Origin of the sequence: Mixta calida, assembly GCF_002953215.1 — a bacterium.
GTDB lineage: Bacteria > Pseudomonadota > Gammaproteobacteria > Enterobacterales > Enterobacteriaceae > Mixta > Mixta calida.
Map to the genome: position 1 here is coordinate 2,617,856 of NZ_CP026378.1, position 17,571 is coordinate 2,635,426.

The 17,571-nt window shown below is 57.0% G+C and carries 15 protein-coding genes and 1 pseudogene; 4 read left to right on the forward strand and 12 right to left on the reverse strand.

Annotated features, from left to right (window positions below):
* The first annotated feature begins 31 nt into the window (after positions 1-31).
* Positions 32-670, forward strand: coding sequence for a LexA family transcriptional regulator (locus C2E16_RS12565; RefSeq protein ID WP_244947406.1), 639 nt, complete (start codon positions 32-34; stop codon positions 668-670).
* Between the two features lie 1,254 nt (positions 671-1,924).
* Here C2E16_RS12565 and C2E16_RS12570 read toward each other — a convergent pair.
* Both C2E16_RS12570 and cutC read right to left on the reverse strand, forming a co-directional pair.
* Positions 1,925-2,401 (reverse strand): hypothetical protein, encoded by a 477-nt coding sequence (locus C2E16_RS12570; protein ID WP_133052045.1) that lies wholly within the window; start codon positions 2,399-2,401, stop codon positions 1,925-1,927.
* 463 nt (positions 2,402-2,864) lie between these two features.
* Entirely contained in the window at positions 2,865-3,617 is a 753-nt protein-coding gene (gene cutC / locus C2E16_RS12575; RefSeq protein WP_038625588.1) for a copper homeostasis protein CutC, read from the reverse strand.
* 87 nt (positions 3,618-3,704) lie between these two features.
* On the opposite strand from cutC, the gene C2E16_RS12580 reads away from it, so the two are divergent.
* A complete protein-coding gene (locus C2E16_RS12580; RefSeq protein ID WP_084970068.1) occupies positions 3,705-4,847 on the forward strand; it encodes a MalY/PatB family protein in 1,143 nt (380 codons plus the stop codon).
* Here the strand turns inward: C2E16_RS12580 and C2E16_RS12585 are convergent.
* Positions 4,844-5,409 (reverse strand): annotated as a pseudogene (locus tag C2E16_RS12585) (VOC family protein). The gene C2E16_RS12580 and the pseudogene C2E16_RS12585 overlap by 4 nt on opposite strands.
* A 310-nt stretch (positions 5,410-5,719) precedes the next feature.
* Between C2E16_RS12585 and C2E16_RS21165 the strand changes: the two are divergent.
* Both C2E16_RS21165 and argS read left to right on the forward strand, forming a co-directional pair.
* Positions 5,720-5,842 (forward strand): hypothetical protein, encoded by a 123-nt coding sequence (locus C2E16_RS21165; protein WP_257152221.1) that lies wholly within the window; start codon positions 5,720-5,722, stop codon positions 5,840-5,842.
* A 202-nt stretch (positions 5,843-6,044) separates the two neighbouring features.
* Entirely contained in the window at positions 6,045-7,778 is a 1,734-nt protein-coding gene (gene argS, locus C2E16_RS12590; protein WP_038629965.1) for an arginine--tRNA ligase, read from the forward strand.
* A gap of 3 nt (positions 7,779-7,781) precedes the next feature.
* Here the strand turns inward: argS and C2E16_RS20580 are convergent, their stop codons facing one another.
* The 9 genes from C2E16_RS20580 to C2E16_RS12630 form a co-directional block, all read right to left on the reverse strand.
* On the reverse strand, positions 7,782-8,411 hold the full coding sequence (locus C2E16_RS20580; RefSeq protein ID WP_133052046.1) for a hypothetical protein: 630 nt from the start codon (positions 8,409-8,411) through the stop codon (positions 7,782-7,784).
* Between the two features lie 230 nt (positions 8,412-8,641).
* The gene (gene flhE / locus C2E16_RS12595; RefSeq protein ID WP_038625584.1) at positions 8,642-9,037 is read right to left on the reverse strand and encodes a flagellar protein FlhE; all 396 of its coding nucleotides are present in this window, start codon (positions 9,035-9,037) and stop codon (positions 8,642-8,644) included.
* Positions 9,037-11,121: a flagellar biosynthesis protein FlhA gene (flhA, locus tag C2E16_RS12600; protein ID WP_038625582.1), complete on the reverse strand. Its 2,085-nt coding sequence runs from the start codon at positions 11,119-11,121 to the stop codon at positions 9,037-9,039. Before flhA ends, flhE begins: the two co-directional genes overlap by 1 nt.
* Positions 11,114-12,271, reverse strand: a complete 1,158-nt coding sequence (gene flhB / locus C2E16_RS12605; protein ID WP_038625580.1) for a flagellar biosynthesis protein FlhB — start codon at positions 12,269-12,271, stop codon at positions 11,114-11,116. Before flhB ends, flhA begins: the two co-directional genes overlap by 8 nt.
* A 185-nt stretch (positions 12,272-12,456) precedes the next feature.
* Positions 12,457-13,101 carry a protein phosphatase CheZ gene (gene cheZ, locus C2E16_RS12610; protein WP_038625578.1) on the reverse strand — a complete coding sequence of 215 codons (645 nt, stop codon included), beginning with the start codon at positions 13,099-13,101 and terminating at the stop codon, positions 12,457-12,459.
* A 9-nt stretch (positions 13,102-13,110) separates the two neighbouring features.
* Positions 13,111-13,500, reverse strand: a complete 390-nt coding sequence (gene cheY, locus C2E16_RS12615) for a chemotaxis response regulator CheY (RefSeq protein WP_038625576.1) — start codon at positions 13,498-13,500, stop codon at positions 13,111-13,113.
* A 40-nt stretch (positions 13,501-13,540) separates the two neighbouring features.
* Entirely contained in the window at positions 13,541-14,590 is a 1,050-nt protein-coding gene (locus tag C2E16_RS12620; RefSeq protein ID WP_104951522.1) for a protein-glutamate methylesterase/protein-glutamine glutaminase, read from the reverse strand.
* On the reverse strand, positions 14,587-15,462 hold the full coding sequence (gene cheR / locus C2E16_RS12625; RefSeq protein WP_038625573.1) for a protein-glutamate O-methyltransferase CheR: 876 nt from the start codon (positions 15,460-15,462) through the stop codon (positions 14,587-14,589). Before cheR ends, C2E16_RS12620 begins: the two co-directional genes overlap by 4 nt.
* A 389-nt stretch (positions 15,463-15,851) precedes the next feature.
* On the reverse strand, positions 15,852-17,525 hold the full coding sequence (locus tag C2E16_RS12630; RefSeq protein ID WP_104951523.1) for a methyl-accepting chemotaxis protein: 1,674 nt from the start codon (positions 17,523-17,525) through the stop codon (positions 15,852-15,854).
* Positions 17,526-17,571: the final 46 nt, after the last annotated feature.

The following is a 17,571-nucleotide window of genomic DNA, read 5'->3' on the forward strand; positions in this document are numbered from 1 at the left end:
ACGTATCGAAACAGGCCATAGCAAAGCGTGTTTGACGAACAATACGGCACGCTATAAATTTTCGTTTATGAAAACAGATTCTCTTGCTACGCGGCTCAATATAGCGATGACAATGGCCGGGATGACGCAGGGTGCTTTAGCTAAAGCATCCGGCGTTTCGCAGCCTACCATCTGGCGCCTGACGAAAGGTCAGGCCGCTGGATCGCGTAAACTGGTCGACATCGCGGCCGCCCTCAACGTTAACGTTGAATGGCTGGCCAAAGGTCAGGGAGAGATGCAGGGGCCTTCAACTAAAGAAGGCTTTATGCAAGCTCCCGCGGCCAGTGACGTGCCTGTCTGGACGTTGGCGGGTAAAACCAGCGAAACCATCGCCACGCCTAACGGCGTCCGCGCCAAAAAAACCTGGCGAGCCTATTTAATCGATCGAAACAGCGGTTGCGCCGAGGCCACAGCGGGCAGTATCGTCATTGTCGATACGGATATTCAGCCCGAATCCGGCGACCTGGTCATCGCTCGCGTAAACGAGCGCATCAGCGTCTATCGTTATCTCGAAGGCCCATCTAACGGCTTTTTAACCGTGGACGATCCACGTTTACCAGCAGTCGAACTCTCTCCCTCCGCCGAACTCATCGGCGTCGCTATCTTTTTAATCCGTGATTTGCGCCGGTAAGCCGCCACATCTTCATCCGGTAAGGTGAACTCGCAGTACTGCCCACCGGCGACACGATATAAGACATAAATCATGGCGAACCTCTTCAGCTACTCAGCCCGTCAGTTATCCAACTCCCCATCGACGCCGAGGCGCCGCTCCGTGGGTTAACTATGCTTCAACACGCCCCTGAAGCATGAATGCGGCTTATTAGTTCGCTGACGAGGCGGTTAACATATTCACCACACTCCATAACTTTTGTTATTAAAAATACTATTAGGTATTAATAAACTGTCAAGTTTGTTTACTGAAAAAATCAGTAGCAAAATCGCTGTTTCCGATAACTAAACGTAGGATCAACGATGCCTGACGATGGGCAGGAGGAGAGCTAACTTTTTGACAGCTAATCATTTTTTCTTACGAAATGGTTAAGCAAGCTTAACGGTAACCAGTTGCTTCAAAGCAGCAATTTTTTTTCAGCGGGAACGAAAAAAATTTTCTCGCTACAGCCAGCGCTGGTACGGAAAGGTCATAAATTCCTTACATATCAATAAAATAATCAAAACATACATTTCTCCTGTTCTGGAGCTTTTCATTGATTGAAAAATGAACAAATTTTGTGGCAGAGCGTTGTTTCTTTTTATTAGCTATTAATCAATAAGTTACAAAAAAAAGGCATCATCGCGTAGCATTACCGCCCGGCTTGATAAAGCAGGGCTTATGTTGTTAGTAAAGGTTATCAATGCTGTAACATTAAATGCTTATCTTTCGTCAGGCTTGCTACTGAGTTGTTTTATTGATGAATCAAAACGTATTAACATTAATAGCTAACGGATGCATTAAGCATCCATAGAACGCTCCCCAATGAAAGCGTCAGGAAATTACAGGGGATAAAACGGCATTCAAAATGGTTGAAGGCTTAAGGAAGGTAAGAGGTGCTTTAACGCTGTGCAACGAAGAGATGATAAAGAAAAGGCAATACGCACGTTTCGACGGCACGCATTAGCGATCGGGGAAATAAGTAACACGCATTTGGTGTTATCTGATACCGAGAAAGAGAGGTGTGTTACGCCGACTGACTGGTCGGCGTAATTTCATCTGGCCGGTTTAGCATCGCGCCGGTTTGCGTTATGCGTTATGCGTTATGCGTTATGCGTTATGCGTTATGCGTTATGCGTTATGCGTTATGCGTTATGCGTTATGCGTTATGCGTTATGCGTTATGCGTTATGCGTTATGCGTTATGCGTTATGCGTTATGCGTTATGCGTTATGCGTTATGCGCCGGCCAGCGCATCATAAGCCTGTTGCAGGCTATCAACGTTAAGCGCGGCATAATCATTCTCTTTTGGCTGCGCTATCTGACGCAATAACACGTTTTGATGTGTATATTTTTTTGCCTGTTGATTAACCGCCGTGGCAGCAAAACTCTCTCGTAATGCTTCATTTTCTCTGATGGAATAGAGCATAAACGGCGCCTCGCTTTTTACCGGCTTACAGCCGACGAACCAGTTGGCCTCACGGTAAAGCAACTTACACTGCGCGCTGAAAACACTCATCGACAAACCACTCTCGATCTCGCTGCGCGCGACGGTGGCCCAGCCTGGCGGCACTATTTTTTCTGCCTTATTATCAGGATCTTTGACAAAAGTCACACCCTCTTTTTCTTTACATCCTGTCAGGGTCAGTACCAGTACGGCAACTGCTGCTCCTGTTAGCCTGTTTTTCATTTTTGTACATCCCGCACTTTTCATTTATCTACTGCTTTACCGCTATCGTCTTAAGGAAAGGTGAAGATTATATAATGATATTGCGCTATATACTAAGAATAATCTTAACAAAATAAGGACCAACCGAAACAGGTCAACGACACAGGATCGGCAGAGTCAAGGATGCGATGGACCAGACGAGGCGATGCGTCTTTGATGGGAAAGGCTTCATCCCAGCCAGGGCGCGATCGGTACCAGATGCTCTTGCAGCGAATATCCTTAGATACGTTCTTATGACAGATATAGTTTTCATCGTATCTGTCCTTAAACCCTAAACGCGCGGTTGCGGAGCGGGAGTCGCCCTTGCCGGGCGCGCAGCTGCGCCCTGCCGATATCTTTTTTACACGCATATTTCAGACAAAAAAAACCCCAACAAAGTGCTGGGGTTTGGTACTTGCAAACATCACGTCTGAGGAACGGCGTGCTGCGCGGCAAAAACTGTCTGGGTTCAGGCGACCCGAACGCTGTTCATCTGCATAATGCTTTTCATCGCCTCAACCATATCGCCATCAACGCACTGACGGCTGAACTCATCGGTTTCCACATCTGAACTCATTGAAACGCCCGCTTTCCGGTAACGCATCGGAGAAGAAACCTGGCGGCTGGCGGAGCTGTGCAGCTCACAAATCCCGGCGTCGAGAAACTTTTGCAGGTTGCTCAACCTGACGCCAGCACCGGCCATAATAATTGGACCCTCGCTGAACTCGTTAAGTTCCTTTAATAATGCAATTCCGCTTTCGGCGCTCTGCTGCTGCCCTGATGTCAGAATGCGCGCAACGCCCAAATCGGTCAATATTTCCATTGCACGTTTCGGACTGTGACAAAGATCAAATGCGCGATGAAAAGTTACCGCCATATCGCCGCACAGCGGCATGATTTCCCGCATCTTGCTGATATCTATATGCGCATCTTCGTCCAGCATGCCAAACACCACGCCCGGAAAGCCCATTTCGCGGATCAGCGCCACATCCGATTTTATCGCGGCAAATTCGCGCGAGCTGTAACAAAAATCGCCGCCGCGCGGACGTACAATGGGATGAACAGGTATATGAAGATGTGAGCGCGCCGCCTGCAACATGCCGGCAGAGGGCGTCAGGCCACCTTCTTTCGGCGCCGCGCAAAGCTCAATACGGTCAGCACCCGCCTCCTGTGCGGTCACCGCACAATCTATTCCGTAGCAGCAGACTTCCAGTTTTACCATTTCATCCTCCTGTTTAATGACTGCTGGCTGGTTTTCTGATTCTCGATTAGGCTCAGTTTGCAGGGCAGTATAATGGGAAGGTTAATGATGGCATTCAATTTTGACCAATGGATAGACCGGCATCACAGCGATAGCCTGAAATGGCGAAAATATCGCGATCGCGACGTTTTACCACTGTGGGTGGCGGATACCGATTTTCGCTCGCCGCCTGCGGTTATCGACGCGCTGCATCAGCGCGTCGAACATGGGGTATTCGGTTACGGTGCCGAGCCTGATGAGCTGTTTGCCGTAGTAAAAGCGCGTCTGGCCGAGCGCTACCAGTGGCGGATTGAGAAGGAGTGGCTGGTTCTGCTGCCGGGCGTGGTCGCCGGACTTAATCTTGCGGTACGCGCCTTTACCGCGCCAGGCGAAGGCACCCTCGCCCCCACGCCCATCTACCCGCCGTTCCGACTGGCAGCGAAATGGGCGCAACGCGATCAGCTCAATCTGCAAATGCGCCAGGAAAATCATCGCTGGGTGATGGATTTAATGGCGGCGGAGATGCAGCTGAAGGGCAATGAAAAGTTGCTAATGCTGTGCAATCCGCATAATCCCGGCGGCACGGTATATCGGCGTGATGAGCTGGACGCGCAGCTGCGTTTCGCGCAGCGCCACAATTTGATCGTTTGCTCTGATGAAATCCACAGCGAGCTGATCCTGGAACCGGGCCTGAGACATATTCCTTTCGCGACGCTAAGCGAAGACGCCGCGCAGCGTTCGGTTACGCTAATCTCGCCGTCGAAAACGTTCAATATCGCCGGCCTGGGCGCTTCGCTGGCAGTGATTCCGAATGACGCGTTGCGACAACGGTTCAATGAGGCACGGCGCGGCATCGTGCCGCAGGTAGATATTCTGGCGCTGACCGCCGCGACGGCGGCCTGGCGCGACGGTCAGCCCTGGCTGGATGCGCAGCTGGACTATCTGCGCAGCAACCGTGACTGGCTGTGTCAACAGATCAACGCCCTGCCCGGACTCAGCGTGACGCCGCCAGAAGCGACCTATCTGGCATGGGTGGCCGCACGTCTGCCCGGCGTCGCCAGCCCCGCCTCCTGGTTCGAGCAACATGGGTTGGGCTTATCGCCCGGACGGGATTTTGGCGACGACGGCTTTGTACGTTTCAATTTCGGCTGTACGCGCGCCACGCTGGAAGAGGCGGTGGCGCGGATGAAACAGGCGATTGCCGCAGCTTAACTGTCCTGCTCGCTGGCAACGATCTCTTTTAAACTCCAGGGATGGAATTTAATGGTAATCTGGCCGTCGGTCACTGCCAGAGTCGGGTTAGGCAGACGCTCTTTTTCCCCTGGGGCGAGCTGGTTTTAAATGAGATGCCAGGCTGCAACAGGCCATTGTCGGACAACAGCGCCATCGCACGGGCGCCCAACGTCTCCGGGTCGCCGCGCAGTACAATCTCAACATGCTCCCAGCCTTCATGGCGATAAAGCTTATTGCCCGGCCAGGGCAGCTCCACCACGTTGATGCGCCACGGCCCTACCGGTAACGGCTCCGTCAATTCAAATAAACAAATGGGTCGACCATTAATCAAATTTTCTGAGAAAAGGTGTCCAACCTGCATCAATCCTTGCTTCCAACGCTCCGCCGTCGTGATTTGATGACAGCGCACCGAAATATGATCAGCCTCAAGATTTTCCAGTGTTAACCCCAGCTTTTCCGCCAGGTTTGTTAGCTGTTGTTCAAAACGCGGCAGGTCATTTGCAAGATCGGACAACGCTTCCAGATTATTCCTGAATGGCACAATTACCCCTCATTTTTATTAAGTCACACTAACCATTGCTCGCTTTTTGAGCACACGTACAAGACCAGTTATAGTTATAAAAATAGTCTTTAAGTTTAAGATTATTGATAAATTGACGGAATTTATCGTATTAAAGTCCAGTTTAGCACGGTACAGAGCCAAAAAATATTTTATAAAAGCATCATTAACCTTATGTTTTTAATTACGTTTGAACGAGGTTTAAGGTAATTCCTAATTGGGCGGTATCGCAATTGCGGCTACTAAGGCTTTCTTATAGATTTACCCGAACCATCACACAAGGAATGGCTATATGTTTAAACTCATTATTATTGCAGTTCTGATCGCGCTGATGGGGTTTGCTATCTCCCGCCACTGGAAAGTGCGCAATGAAAAAACGGTAAGCAACCCGTATCGTCACCTCAGACGTCGCTAACCTTTTTTCCCGTTGGCGGAAACATACACAGCCGTGTTTCCGCCCGCAAGGGCTACTGACGCCTCCTTTCAAATCAAGTATACTTCCCCCCTTCTTTTTTCCGCGACGCCATTTTACAGCATCCTGCCAGGCTGTCTGGCGCCGCGATGATAATGCCCGTACCGCAACGCGGCGGGCAATGCAGACAGGTGAAGGTAACTCGGTGAATATTCAGGCTCTCCTTTCCGAAAAAGTTAGTCAGGCGATGATCGCCGTCGGCGCGCCGGCAGATTGCGAACCTATGGTTCGTCAGTCGGCGCGCGTGCAGTTTGGCGATTACCAGGCCAACGGCATCATGGCGGTGGCGAAAAAACTGGGCCAGCAACCGCGCCAGCTGGCCGAGCAGGTTGTGCAGCATCTTGCGCTGGACGGCATCGCCAGCAAAGTCGACATCGCCGGACCGGGCTTCATTAACATTTTCCTCGCGCCTGAGTTCCTGGCGCAGCAGGCGGAAGCGGCGCTGGCGTCGCCGCGCCTGAACGTTGCGCCGGTGCAGGCGCAAACCATCGTTATCGACTACTCCGCGCCAAACGTGGCGAAGGAAATGCATGTAGGCCATGTGCGCTCGACAATCATCGGCGATGCGGCGGCCCGCACCCTTGAATTTCTCGGTCATAAAGTGATCCGCGCCAACCACGTTGGCGACTGGGGCACGCAGTTCGGCATGCTGATCGCCTATCTGGAAAAGCAGCAGCGCGAACATCATGAAGCGATCGCGCTTTCCGATCTGGAAGCGTTCTATCGCGAAGCGAAGAAGACCTATGACGAAGATGAAGCGTTCGCCGAGCGCGCACGCGGCTACGTGGTAAAACTGCAGGGCGGCGACGAATATTGCCGCGCCATGTGGAAAAAGCTGGTCGATATCACTATGACGCAGAACCAGACGGTTTACGATCGTCTGAACGTGACGCTGACGCGCAACGACGTGATGGGTGAAAGCCTGTACAACGATATGCTGCCGGGCATCGTCGCCGATCTGAAAGCCAAAGGGCTGGCGGTGGAAAGCGAAGGCGCCACCGTGGTTTTCCTTGACGAATTTAAAAATAAAGAAGGCGAGCCGATGGGCGTCATCATCCAGAAGAAGGATGGCGGCTACCTCTACACCACGACGGATATCGCCTGTGCGAAATATCGTTATGAGCAGCTGCACGCCGATCGCGTGCTGTACTACATCGACTCCCGTCAGCATCAGCACCTGATGCAGGCCTGGACCATCGTGCGTAAAGCAGGCTACGTGCCGGAATCGGTGCCGCTGGAACACCATATGTTCGGCATGATGCTGGGCAAAGATGGGCGTCCGTTCAAAACCCGCAGCGGCGGTACCATTAAGCTGTCCGATCTGTTGGATGAAGCGGTAGAGCGCGCGACGGCGCTGGTTTCTGAGAAGAACCCGGATATGGATGCGGACGAGCTGCGCAAGCTGGCGAATATCGTCGGTATCGGCGCGGTAAAATATGCCGATCTGTCAAAGAGCCGCACCACCGATTACATTTTCGACTGGGACAATATGCTGGCCTTTGAAGGCAATACCGCGCCTTATATGCAGTACGCCTATACTCGCGTGCTGTCGGTGTTCCGTAAAGCGGGCATCGATGAGAATGCGGTGCTGGAAGGTCAGATTCAGCTCAGTGACGAGCGTGAAACCCAGCTGGCGGCGCGCCTGTTGCAGTTTGAAGAGACCATTACGCTGGTGGCGCGCGACGGCACGCCGCATGTGATGTGCGCCTATCTGTACGATCTGGCGGGCCTGTTCTCCGGCTTCTATGAGCACTGCCCGATTCTCTCTGCGGAAGACGAAGCTGTCCGTCAGAGCCGTCTGAAGCTGGCGCTGCTGACCGCGCGCACGCTGAAGCAGGGCCTGGATACGCTGGGCATCGAGACGGTCGAGCGCATGTAACTTTTACGCTTTGCCGCGCTGATTTCGCGGCGAGACTGACTGAATAAATCCACGCTCCGGCGTGGATTTTTTATTGGCGATTTGGCGCGGCGGGAGATTGCTGGCGGCGCTTGCCCTGGGTAGGTCAGCGGCGAAACTCGGCGTTGGCATCAGCGCAGCGTTGGGTAGGTCGGCGGCGAAACTCGGTGTTGACGCAAGCCCAGCGCAGCGTTGGGTGGGTCGGCGGCGAAACTCGGTGTTGACGCAAGCCCAGCGCAGCCAGCGGCGGACAGGCCGCTCCGTAAAGACGCCATGAATCCATCCCTGGAGGCTCTGCCGCGTCATCCCTGACGCGGAAGCTTTACTACGCAGCCTGTCCGCCTCGGCTTCAGCATCTGATGAAATTTGCCGCCGCTTTTCGGCATTGATATCGCTTTGATTTTTCTCCAGGCGCCATGTGACTAAAAGGCACAGAACAATGGCAATTAAAAGGTAATGTTCCGGTAGCGCAAATCTCAAGGGAGCGAGAGGAGCTGGCCGATGAGGCGGGCCTCCCGCGCCAGGGAAGGCGCGGGCGGAGGCCCCAGGGATGAGTTTATGCCGTCCCGCCGAACGGCCAGTTCCTCTTGCGACCGGCACGAAGTTGGTTTTCAACCAGCATCCCCGATATCTCTCAGCCCAACAAAATAAACCACAGGTAAGGTTCCGGCAGCGCAAATCTCAGGGGAGTAAGGGGAACTAGCCGATGAGGCGGGCCTCCCGCGCCAGGGAAGGCGCGGGCGGAGGTCCCAGGGATGGGTTTATACCGTCCCGCCGAACGGCCAGTTCCTCTTGCGACCGGCACGAAGCCGGTTTTCAATCAGCAAGACCGGCAGCAAACTGCCCTACTGGTAATTCACCATCACCTGATTGCTGAGTACGCGCAGCACCGGAAACAGCCTCCCCTGCCCAGGCACGCTATAAATAAAGCGCAGCGTATCGCCGGCAGGCACATTCGTCAGGCCGCGCGTGGCGCCGCTGGCGCCTTCGATCGGCGTACAGCGCGTGCTGGAACAGAGCTTCACCTGCATCCCCGCAGGCTGCGGGCCCGTCAGCTCAAAACGCCAGTAGATAATCGTCATCACGCCGGATACCGGCCCTGGCGGCGTAATCGCCGCCGATGAGGCCTCGACGCCGCGGTTGCTCAGACTCGCGCCGACGGCGCTCCCCTGCCACGCCCCGCCCGCCGCCTGCGCGGCTAACGGCAGCAGCAGCGCTAAAGACAACAGCGCATATTTCATCAGTGGCCTCCAATGGTCGCCGTCATACGGATATGACGGTTATCGGTCAGCTCCATATTGGAAAGCACCGCCAGCTGCGGCAAATTGCGGCGCAGGAAACGCGCCAGCAGCGCCCGCAGCGGATGATTCACCAACAGCACCGGCGGCGCGCCCAGCATCTCCTGATTTTGCAGCGCGCGCTGCGTCTGATCCAGCAGACGATCCGCCAGGCCCGGCTCCAGACCGCCGCCGCCCTGCAACGCCTGCAACAACAGACGTTCCAGCGTCGCATCCAGACCAATCACCTGCACTTCTCCATTGCCAGGGAACCACTGCTGCGTAATCGCGCGACCCAGCGCCACACGCACTACCGTCGTCAGCTCGTGCGGATCGCTCTGCACCGGCGCATGCTCCGCTAGCGTCTCGATAATGGTACGCATATCACGGATCGACACGCGCTCCGCCAGCAGATTTTGCAGCACCTTATGCAGCGTCGTCAGCGACACCACGCCCGGCACCAGATCTTCCGTCAGCTTCGGCATCTCCTGGCTCACGCGATCCAGCAACTGCTGCGCCTCCTGACGACCAAACAGCTCGCTGGCGTACTGGCCGATCAGATGGTTCAGGTGCGTCGCCACCACGGTGCTCGCTTCCACCACGGTAAAGCCCTGAATCTGCGCCTGCTCTTTCAGCGCGCTGTCGATCCAGATGGCGGCAAGACCAAATGCGGGATCGACCGTCTGTTCGCCGGGCAAGGTGCCGGCGGCGGTGCCAGGGTTGATCGCCATCCAGCGGCCCGGATAAGCGTCGCCGCTGCCAATCTCGACCCCTTTCATCAGAATGCGGTAGCGCGCCGCAGGCATATCCATATTGTCGCGGATATGCACCACCGGCGGCAGAAAGCCCATCTCCTGCGCGAACTTCTTACGAATACTGCGGATACGGCCCAGCAGCTCGCCGTCCTGCGTGCTGTCCACCATCGGGATCAGGCGGTAGCCCACTTCCATACCCAGCGAATCTTCCAGCTGCACGTCGCCCCAGGTCGCTTCCACTGTCGCCGCCGTCTCCTGCGCACGCGGGATCGCCTGCTGCGCAGCCGCCTTCGGCTTCATCTCACGACCGCGCTGCCACCAAGCCAGGCCCAGCAGCGCGGCGGTAAACAGCAGGAACACCAGGTTCGGCATCCCCGGCACCAGGCCCAACAGCCCCAGCACGCCAGCGCTCAGCATCATCACACGCGGGTTGCTGAACAGCTGGGTCACCATCTGCTCGCCCACATCCTGATCGGTGCTGACGCGCGTGACGATAACGCCCGCCGCGGTGGAAATCACCAGCGCCGGGATCTGCGCCACCAGGCCGTCGCCGATGGTCAGCAGCGTATAGCTTTCCGCCGCCGCGCCGAACGGCATGCCGTGCTGCACCACGCCCACCAGCAGGCCGCCCACGACGTTGATAATCATAATCATGATGCCAGCGATGGCGTCGCCGCGCACAAACTTACTGGCACCGTCCATTGAGCCGTAGAAATCCGCTTCCTGCGTGACTTCGGAGCGACGTTTCTTCGCTTCCTCTTCGCCGATCAGACCGGCGTTGAGATCGGCATCGATCGCCATCTGCTTGCCGGGCATCCCGTCAAGCACGAAACGCGCCCCCACTTCCGCGATACGCCCGGCACCCTTGGTGATCACCATAAAGTTAATGATGATCAGGATAATAAACACCACGATACCGATGGCGAAGTTGCCGCCGACCAGGAAGTGGCCGAACGCTTCCACCACCTGTCCCGCCGCCGCCGCGCCGGTATGCCCTTCCAGCAAAATCACGCGCGTCGAGGCAACGTTCAGCGCCAGACGCAGCAGCGTCGAGAACAGCAGAATGGTCGGGAACGCGGCGAACTCCAGCGTGCGCTGGGTGAACATCGCCACCAGCAGCACCATGATCGACAGCGCGATGTTAAAGGTAAACAGCAGATCGAGGATAAAGGGCGGCAGCGGCAGCACCATCATCGACAGGATCAAAAGAATCAGCAGCGGGCCAGCCAGCACCTTCATCTGCGTATCTTTCATGTTACCCGGTAAGCGAAATAAAGCGGCCAGATTAGCCATCAGCTCTTGTCTCTCCTGCAAAGTCCAGTTCAGCCGGTACCGGCAAGCGTTCAGGTCTCTTCGGTATCAGCCCGCCCTCGCGCTTCCAGCGTCGGAGCTGCCATACCCAGGCCAGCACTTCCGCCACCGCCGCATAGAGCGCGCCCGGAATGTGCTGTCCTATTTCACTGTGACGATAAAGGGCGCGCGCCAGCGGCGGCGCCTCCAGAATCGGCACGCGATGTTCTTTACCCAGCTCACGAATGCGCAGCGCCACGTCACCGGCGCCTTTCGCCAATACCTTCGGCGCGCTCATTCTCTTCTCGTCATACTGCAACGCCACCGAATAGTGCGTCGGGTTGGTGACGATCACGTCCGCCTTCGGCACATCGGCCATCATGCGGCGGCGAGCGGCGGCGCGCATCGCCTGACGGATGCGCCCTTTCACATGCGGGTCGCCTTCCATCTCTTTATGTTCGTCACGGATCTCCTGACGCGTCATACGCAGCTTTTTGAAATAGCTGAACAGCTGCCAGAACACGTCGAAGCCCACCATCGGCACCAGGCCCAGCACCACCAAAAAGCAACAGGCGGCGATCATATTCATGCCGTGTGCCAGGGCCTTCCAGGGCGATTCGGTAATCAGATGCAGCATATCGGGCCAGCGGCTCCAGACATACCAGCCCGCCACCGAACCGACCAGCACCGCCTTCAGCACCGCTTTCAGCAGCTCGGCCGCCGTCTGGGCGGAAAACATGCGCTTCAGTCCGCTCAGCGGGTTCAGCTTACTGAAGCTTGGGGAAAGGGATTTGCCGCTCAGCACGATGCCGCCCAGCAGCATCGGCGAGGCGATGGCGACCAACACCAGGCCCGCCATCATTGGCAGCAGCGCCGACACCGCCTGCCCCAGCAGACGGCTGATATGGCGAACAATCTGACCGGGATCGTTAATTAAACGGTGATCGAAGCTAAAGCCGGACGCGACCATTTCGGCCAGCTGTCGGGCCATCGATTCGCCGCCCATCCACAGCACCATCAGCCCCGTCACCAACATCAGCAGGGAGGTCAGCTCGCGGGAACGCGGGATCTGCCCCTCTTTACGCGCTTTTTCAAGTCGGTGGGGTGTGGGGGATTCTGTTTTTTCCTCGTCGCTATCGCTACCTTCAGCCACGTTGATAACCTGCGCCAGAATGGGGATTGCGCATAGGTTGCCAAACTTGAGCCGTTTTAATGGGACGAGTAACAGGGTTAAACAGGGGTTATTTCAGGGAATGGATAAGGCTGGCTGACGCGACGCCAGCCTGTTTGAATAAAATCGGGGCGCCGCCGTCCCATAATGCGGACGGCGGCGACCTTTCAGAAGCCCAGGCTGTCGAGCAGATCGTCAACCTGATCCTGGTTCGCCACGACGCCAGGGGCGGCGGCGTTAATCTGCGGACCGTTCAGCAGGCTGTTCTCTTCCCGCTTCTGACGCGCGTTCGCTTCCGGCATGTTCTCCAGCAGCACCATCAACAGCTGACGCTCAATCTCCTGAATCACATCCATCATGCGCTTGATCACCTGACCGGTAAGATCCTGGAAATCCTGCGCCATCATGATGTCGAGCAGCTGTGCGTTGGTAAAGGACGTGTGTTCCGGCACGGCGGCCAGATATTCGCGCGTATCCGAAACCAGTACACGGGCGTCCGCCAGCTCGATGGGGTCTTCAAACCAGGCGTCCCAGCGCGTTTTCAGATCTTTAGCACCGCTCTCCAGCGCGTCCTGACGCGGCTGTGAAGCTTCTACGCAGTTCAGCGCGCGCTCAGCGGCCTGAGCGGTCATCTGTACCACATAGTCGAGACGGTCGCGGGCGTCAGGAATCGCTTCCGCCGCTTCCGCAATCGCCTGATCCAGTCCCAGCTCGCGCAGGCTGTCACGCAGCATGCGCGTCAGGGAGCCGATGCGAGAAATAATATCTTGCGCCGAAGCCGCATCTGTCGCTGGTTTCGTAAGTTCGCTCATCACGTCTCCTTACATACCTAATTTTTCGAAGATCTTACCTAACTTCTCTTCCAGGGTCGCTGCGGTAAAAGGTTTGACGACATAGCCGCTGGCGCCAGCCTGAGCTGCGGCAATGATGTTCTCTTTTTTCGCTTCGGCGGTCACCATCAGCACCGGCAGCTTGCCCAGGGTGGCGTCGGCGCGAATGGTCTGCAGCAGCTGCAGGCCATCCATGTTCGGCATGTTCCAGTCGGAAATGACGAAATCGAAACCGCCCGCGCGCAGCTTGGTCAGCGCATCGACGCCGTCTTCAGCTTCTTCAACGTTGTTGAAGCCCAGTTCTTTCAGCAGGTTGCGCACAATACGACGCATCGTATTGAAGTCGTCCACCACCAAAAAACGCATATTCTTGTCAACCATATCTACTCCTGTGTTATCTCGTCCCGCTGGACGGGCTCGGTTAAATGCGCAATGCCTGTCCGGCGCTAATTTTTGCCAGCATGTGCTGACTGATTTGGTGCAAATCCACCACTTCACTGGCTCCCCCGTGAGCGATAGCCTCACGCGGCATGCCGAAAACCACACAACTTGCTTCGTTCTGGGCGATGGTCCAGGCGCCGGCGCGGTACATCTCCAGCAGTCCGGCCGCGCCGTCGTTGCCCATGCCGGTGAGGATCACGCCAACGGCGTTGCGTCCGGCGTGTTGCGCCACCGACTTAAACAGGACATCCACCGACGGCTTATGGCGGTTGACCGGTGGGCCGTCGTTCAGCTTCACCTGATAGTTGGCGCCGCTGCGCGCCAGCTCCAGGTGCATCGCGCCGGGGGCGATATAGGCGTGCCCCGGCAAAATACGCTCGCCGTCTTCCGCTTCTTTCACGGTAATCTGGCAAAGTTTGTTCAGCCGCTCGGCGAACGAGCGGGTAAAGCCTGGCGGCATATGCTGGGTAATCAGCAGCGCCGGGCTGGTTGCCGGCAGCGGCTGCAACACATGGCGAATCGCTTCGGTGCCGCCGGTGGAGGCGCCGATAGCGATCAGCTTCTCGCTGCTCAGCAGCGGTCCGGCCTTCAGCATCGCTGGCGCGGCCTGCGCGCCGCGCGGCACCAGACGGGCGCGGGCGGCGGCGCGGATCTTGTCGGCGATCATCTGGCTGTAGGCCATCATGCCTTCACGGATGCCCAGCTGCGGTTTGGTGACGAAATCGATCGCCCCCAGCTCCAGCGCGCGCAGTGTGACTTCAGAGCCTTTCGCCGTCAGCGAAGAGACCATCACGACCGGCATCGGACGCAGACGCATCAGTTTTTCCAGGAAATCGAGGCCGTCCATGCGCGGCATCTCGACGTCCAGCGTCAGCACCTGCGGGTTGTACTGTTTAATCAAATCGCGCGCCACCAGCGGATCGGGGGCCGTGGCCACCATTTCCATATCGGGATGGCTGTTGATGATCTCCGTCATCAGTTGACGCATCAGCGCTGAATCATCAACGCACATTACGGTGATTTTGCTCATGCTCTTTCCTTAGTCAGCCCGTAAACCGTTTGCCCGCGCAGATAGAACTCTTTGCTTATCTGGCTGAAATTTTCCGAGTGGCCAGCGAACAGCAGACCGCCGGGCTTCAGCAGCGGGACAAAGCGCCGCAGGATCTTTTCCTGGGTTTCTTTGTCGAAATAGATCATGACGTTGCGGCAAAAAATCGCATCAAACGGGCCGGGCAGTGCCCACTCGTGCGCCAGCAGGTTCAGCTGGAAAAAATTCACCGTGCTCGCCAGCTCGGAGCGCACGCGCACCATGCCGGAATGCGGGCCTGTGCCGCGCAAAAAGAAGCGCTGCATCTGCGGCTGCGAAAGCGTGCGCAGCTCCTCCTGGCGATAGATGCCCGATGAGGCCTTTTCCAGCACCTGCGTATCAATATCGCTGGCGTGAACGGAGAATTTCCCCGGTCCGGCGCCCAGCGTTTCCGCCAGCGTCATAGCGATGGAGTAAGGCTCCTCGCCGGTAGAGGCCGCCGTACTCCAGACGTTGTAGCTGCCGCCGCGCCGTTTGGCGTGTTCCGCCAGAATCGGGAAGTGGTGCGCCTCGCGGAAAAAGGCCGTCAGGTTGGTGGTCAGGGCGTTGATAAACGCCTGCCACTCCGCGCTGTTGGGATCGTTTTCCAGCAGGGCGAGATAGCGGCCAAAGTCATCAATATTCAGGGTGCGCAGACGACGCACCAGCCGGTTATAAACCATTTCACGTTTATGATCGGCAAGCACGATGCCGGCTCGCTGATAAATCAGCTGACTGATACGGCGAAAGTGCGTATCAGAGAGAGGCAAACGCTGCACCATCTGGGCCAGCAGCGTCGCGTTCTCAGGTGGTGCCAGTACTGTCGATTTCTTCATCCAGGTTCACCCAACAAAGCAGTTTAAGGTTTAAAGGCGCCACTTCCTGGCGATGGCTTGTCAGCTTCTCACCCTGCTCGCCTGCCTTACCGCCTGCGGCGCGTCGTGCGCTGCGGCTGTCTGTTCCGACTATCGGGGCGTCGCGCTAATCCGTGGCCGCTGCCGCTTCCTCATCAGCGCGGCATTTTGCTGTGTGACCTAATCTGGCTATTGACGATCGCGACGCCGGTGACGCCGCCGCGCTCTTCATTTGAAGCGGGGCAGCATTTGATGTCGCGGCGTGGCCTCTGCCTGCCGTTGCCTTGCGCCTGCGCCATCCCTCTGCCCGTCTCACCAACTTCTTCCGTCAACACGTTTTTCTTATTGTTTACCGCCTGCCTGGACGAGAATCAGAAGGTTTCCCAGTTCTCATCCGAGCCAGCGGCCTTGCGCGCTACCGGTGTCGACGCCGCGCTCTGCGGCTTTTTCGCTGCCGTATTAACGTTAACGGCGGCGGCGGCGAATTCTTTACGAATTCTGAACACCGCGACCGCCTGACTGAGACGGCTCGCCTGTTCTTCCAGCGCGGCGGCCGCCGAGGCGGACTCCTGCACCAGCGCGGCGTTCTGCTGCGTCACGCGATCCATCTCGGTCACCGCCAGGCCCACCTGGTCGATGCCGCGGCTCTGCTCGTCCGACGCCGAGGCAATTTCACCCATGATGTCGGTGACGCGGGTGACCGCGCTGACGATGTCGCTCATGGTTTCGCCCGCGCTTTCAACCAGTACAGAACCGGTATCGACACGCGCCACAGAATCTTCAATCAGCGACTTAATCTCTTTCGCCGCCTGAGCGCTGCGCTGCGCCAGATTGCGCACCTCGCCCGCCACCACCGCGAAGCCGCGGCCCTGTTCACCGGCGCGCGCCGCTTCCACCGCCGCGTTCAGCGCCAGGATGTTGGTCTGGAAGGCGATGCCGTCGATCACGCTGATGATATCGGCAATCTTTTTCGAGCTGCCCGCGATCTCGCTCATGGTTTTCACCACGCCGTCCACGACCTTGCCGCCCTTCTGCGCGGTTTCGGAGGCGCTCAGCGCCAGCTGCGACGCCTGACGGGCGTTTTCGGCGTTCTGTTTCACCGTCGCGGTCAGTTCTTCCATGCTGGCGGCGGTCTCTTCCAGCGAGGCGGCCTGCTGCTCGGTGCGCGAGGAGAGATCGTTGCTGCCGGCGGTGATTTCGCTGGCGCCGGTGTAGATGGCGTCGGAACCGTCGCGCACGTCGCTGACGGTGCGCACCAGCTCCTGCTGCATGTTTTTCAGGCTTTCCGCCAGCAGGCTCATTTCATTGCGGCCTTGCACCTCGATTGGCTGCGTCAGGTCGCCGCTGGCGATATGACGGATATGCTCGATGGTGATTTTCAGCGGACGCAGCAGGATCTGATGCATGCCGATCCAGACCAGCGCGACCACGCCCGCCAGAATCGTCAGCACGATGCCGATAATCCACAGGGAACGCTGATACGCGCTCTCGTTCTGCTCGGCGCCAGCGGTTATCAGGGTGCTGGTGGTCTGCGCCCAGGTGGCGTAGGCGCTTTCAAAATCGTTCTGGTAGCTCTGCGTCGGCTGGTCGACAAACCCTTTCAAATTACCCGCGCCCAGCATCTGCACCAGTTCGCCCAGCGCGTCATGCAGCACTTTATATTTGTCATTGATCGCCACCAGATAAGGCATATTTTTCACCTCGTCAGGCAGTATCTGGTTGTAGGCGGCAAAGTTTTTGTCCGCCGTTTGCAGCTGCTCGTTGGCCAGCGCCACCAGTTCGGCGACGGTGCTGCCGCTGCCCATATGGTTAGCATCGAGCATATAGCGGATACCGGCGCGGTTAAGGGTGTTGCGCGCCTGGATCAGCGCCACCCATGCGGCGTTGAGGTTAATCTGTTCGCGCTGGATCTCCTGCGACAGAACAAAACTTTCCCGATCCCCTTTCAGGGCGTTAAAGAACAGACCGCTGGATGCGAGCTGCAATACAGCGAAGATGGCCAGCACCATAATCAGCGCCGTCACAACTTTAATATGCTTAAACATGATGGACCTTAAAGCGTGGTTGAATGTCAGGATTATCGGCATGCCA

Bases quoted from the DNA above. Each gene is read 5' to 3' on its own strand.
- C2E16_RS12570 (WP_133052045.1), bottom strand. From the start codon at position 2,401: ATGAAAAGTGCGGGATGTACAAAAATGAAAAACAGGCTAACAGGAGCA.
- cutC (WP_038625588.1), bottom strand. From the start codon at position 3,617: ATGGTAAAACTGGAAGTCTGCTGCTACGGAATAGATTGTGCGGTGACC.
- C2E16_RS12580 (WP_084970068.1), top strand. From the start codon at position 3,705: ATGGCATTCAATTTTGACCAATGGATAGACCGGCATCACAGCGATAGC.
- C2E16_RS21165 (WP_257152221.1), top strand. From the start codon at position 5,720: ATGTTTAAACTCATTATTATTGCAGTTCTGATCGCGCTGATGGGGTTT.
- flhE (WP_038625584.1), bottom strand. From the start codon at position 9,037: ATGAAATATGCGCTGTTGTCTTTAGCGCTGCTGCTGCCGTTAGCCGCG.
- flhA (WP_038625582.1), bottom strand. From the start codon at position 11,121: ATGGCTAATCTGGCCGCTTTATTTCGCTTACCGGGTAACATGAAAGAT.
- cheZ (WP_038625578.1), bottom strand. From the start codon at position 13,101: ATGAGCGAACTTACGAAACCAGCGACAGATGCGGCTTCGGCGCAAGAT.
- cheY (WP_038625576.1), bottom strand. From the start codon at position 13,500: ATGGTTGACAAGAATATGCGTTTTTTGGTGGTGGACGACTTCAATACG.
- C2E16_RS12620 (WP_104951522.1), bottom strand. From the start codon at position 14,590: ATGAGCAAAATCACCGTAATGTGCGTTGATGATTCAGCGCTGATGCGT.
- cheR (WP_038625573.1), bottom strand. From the start codon at position 15,462: ATGAAGAAATCGACAGTACTGGCACCACCTGAGAACGCGACGCTGCTG.
- C2E16_RS12630 (WP_104951523.1), bottom strand. From the start codon at position 17,525: ATGTTTAAGCATATTAAAGTTGTGACGGCGCTGATTATGGTGCTGGCC.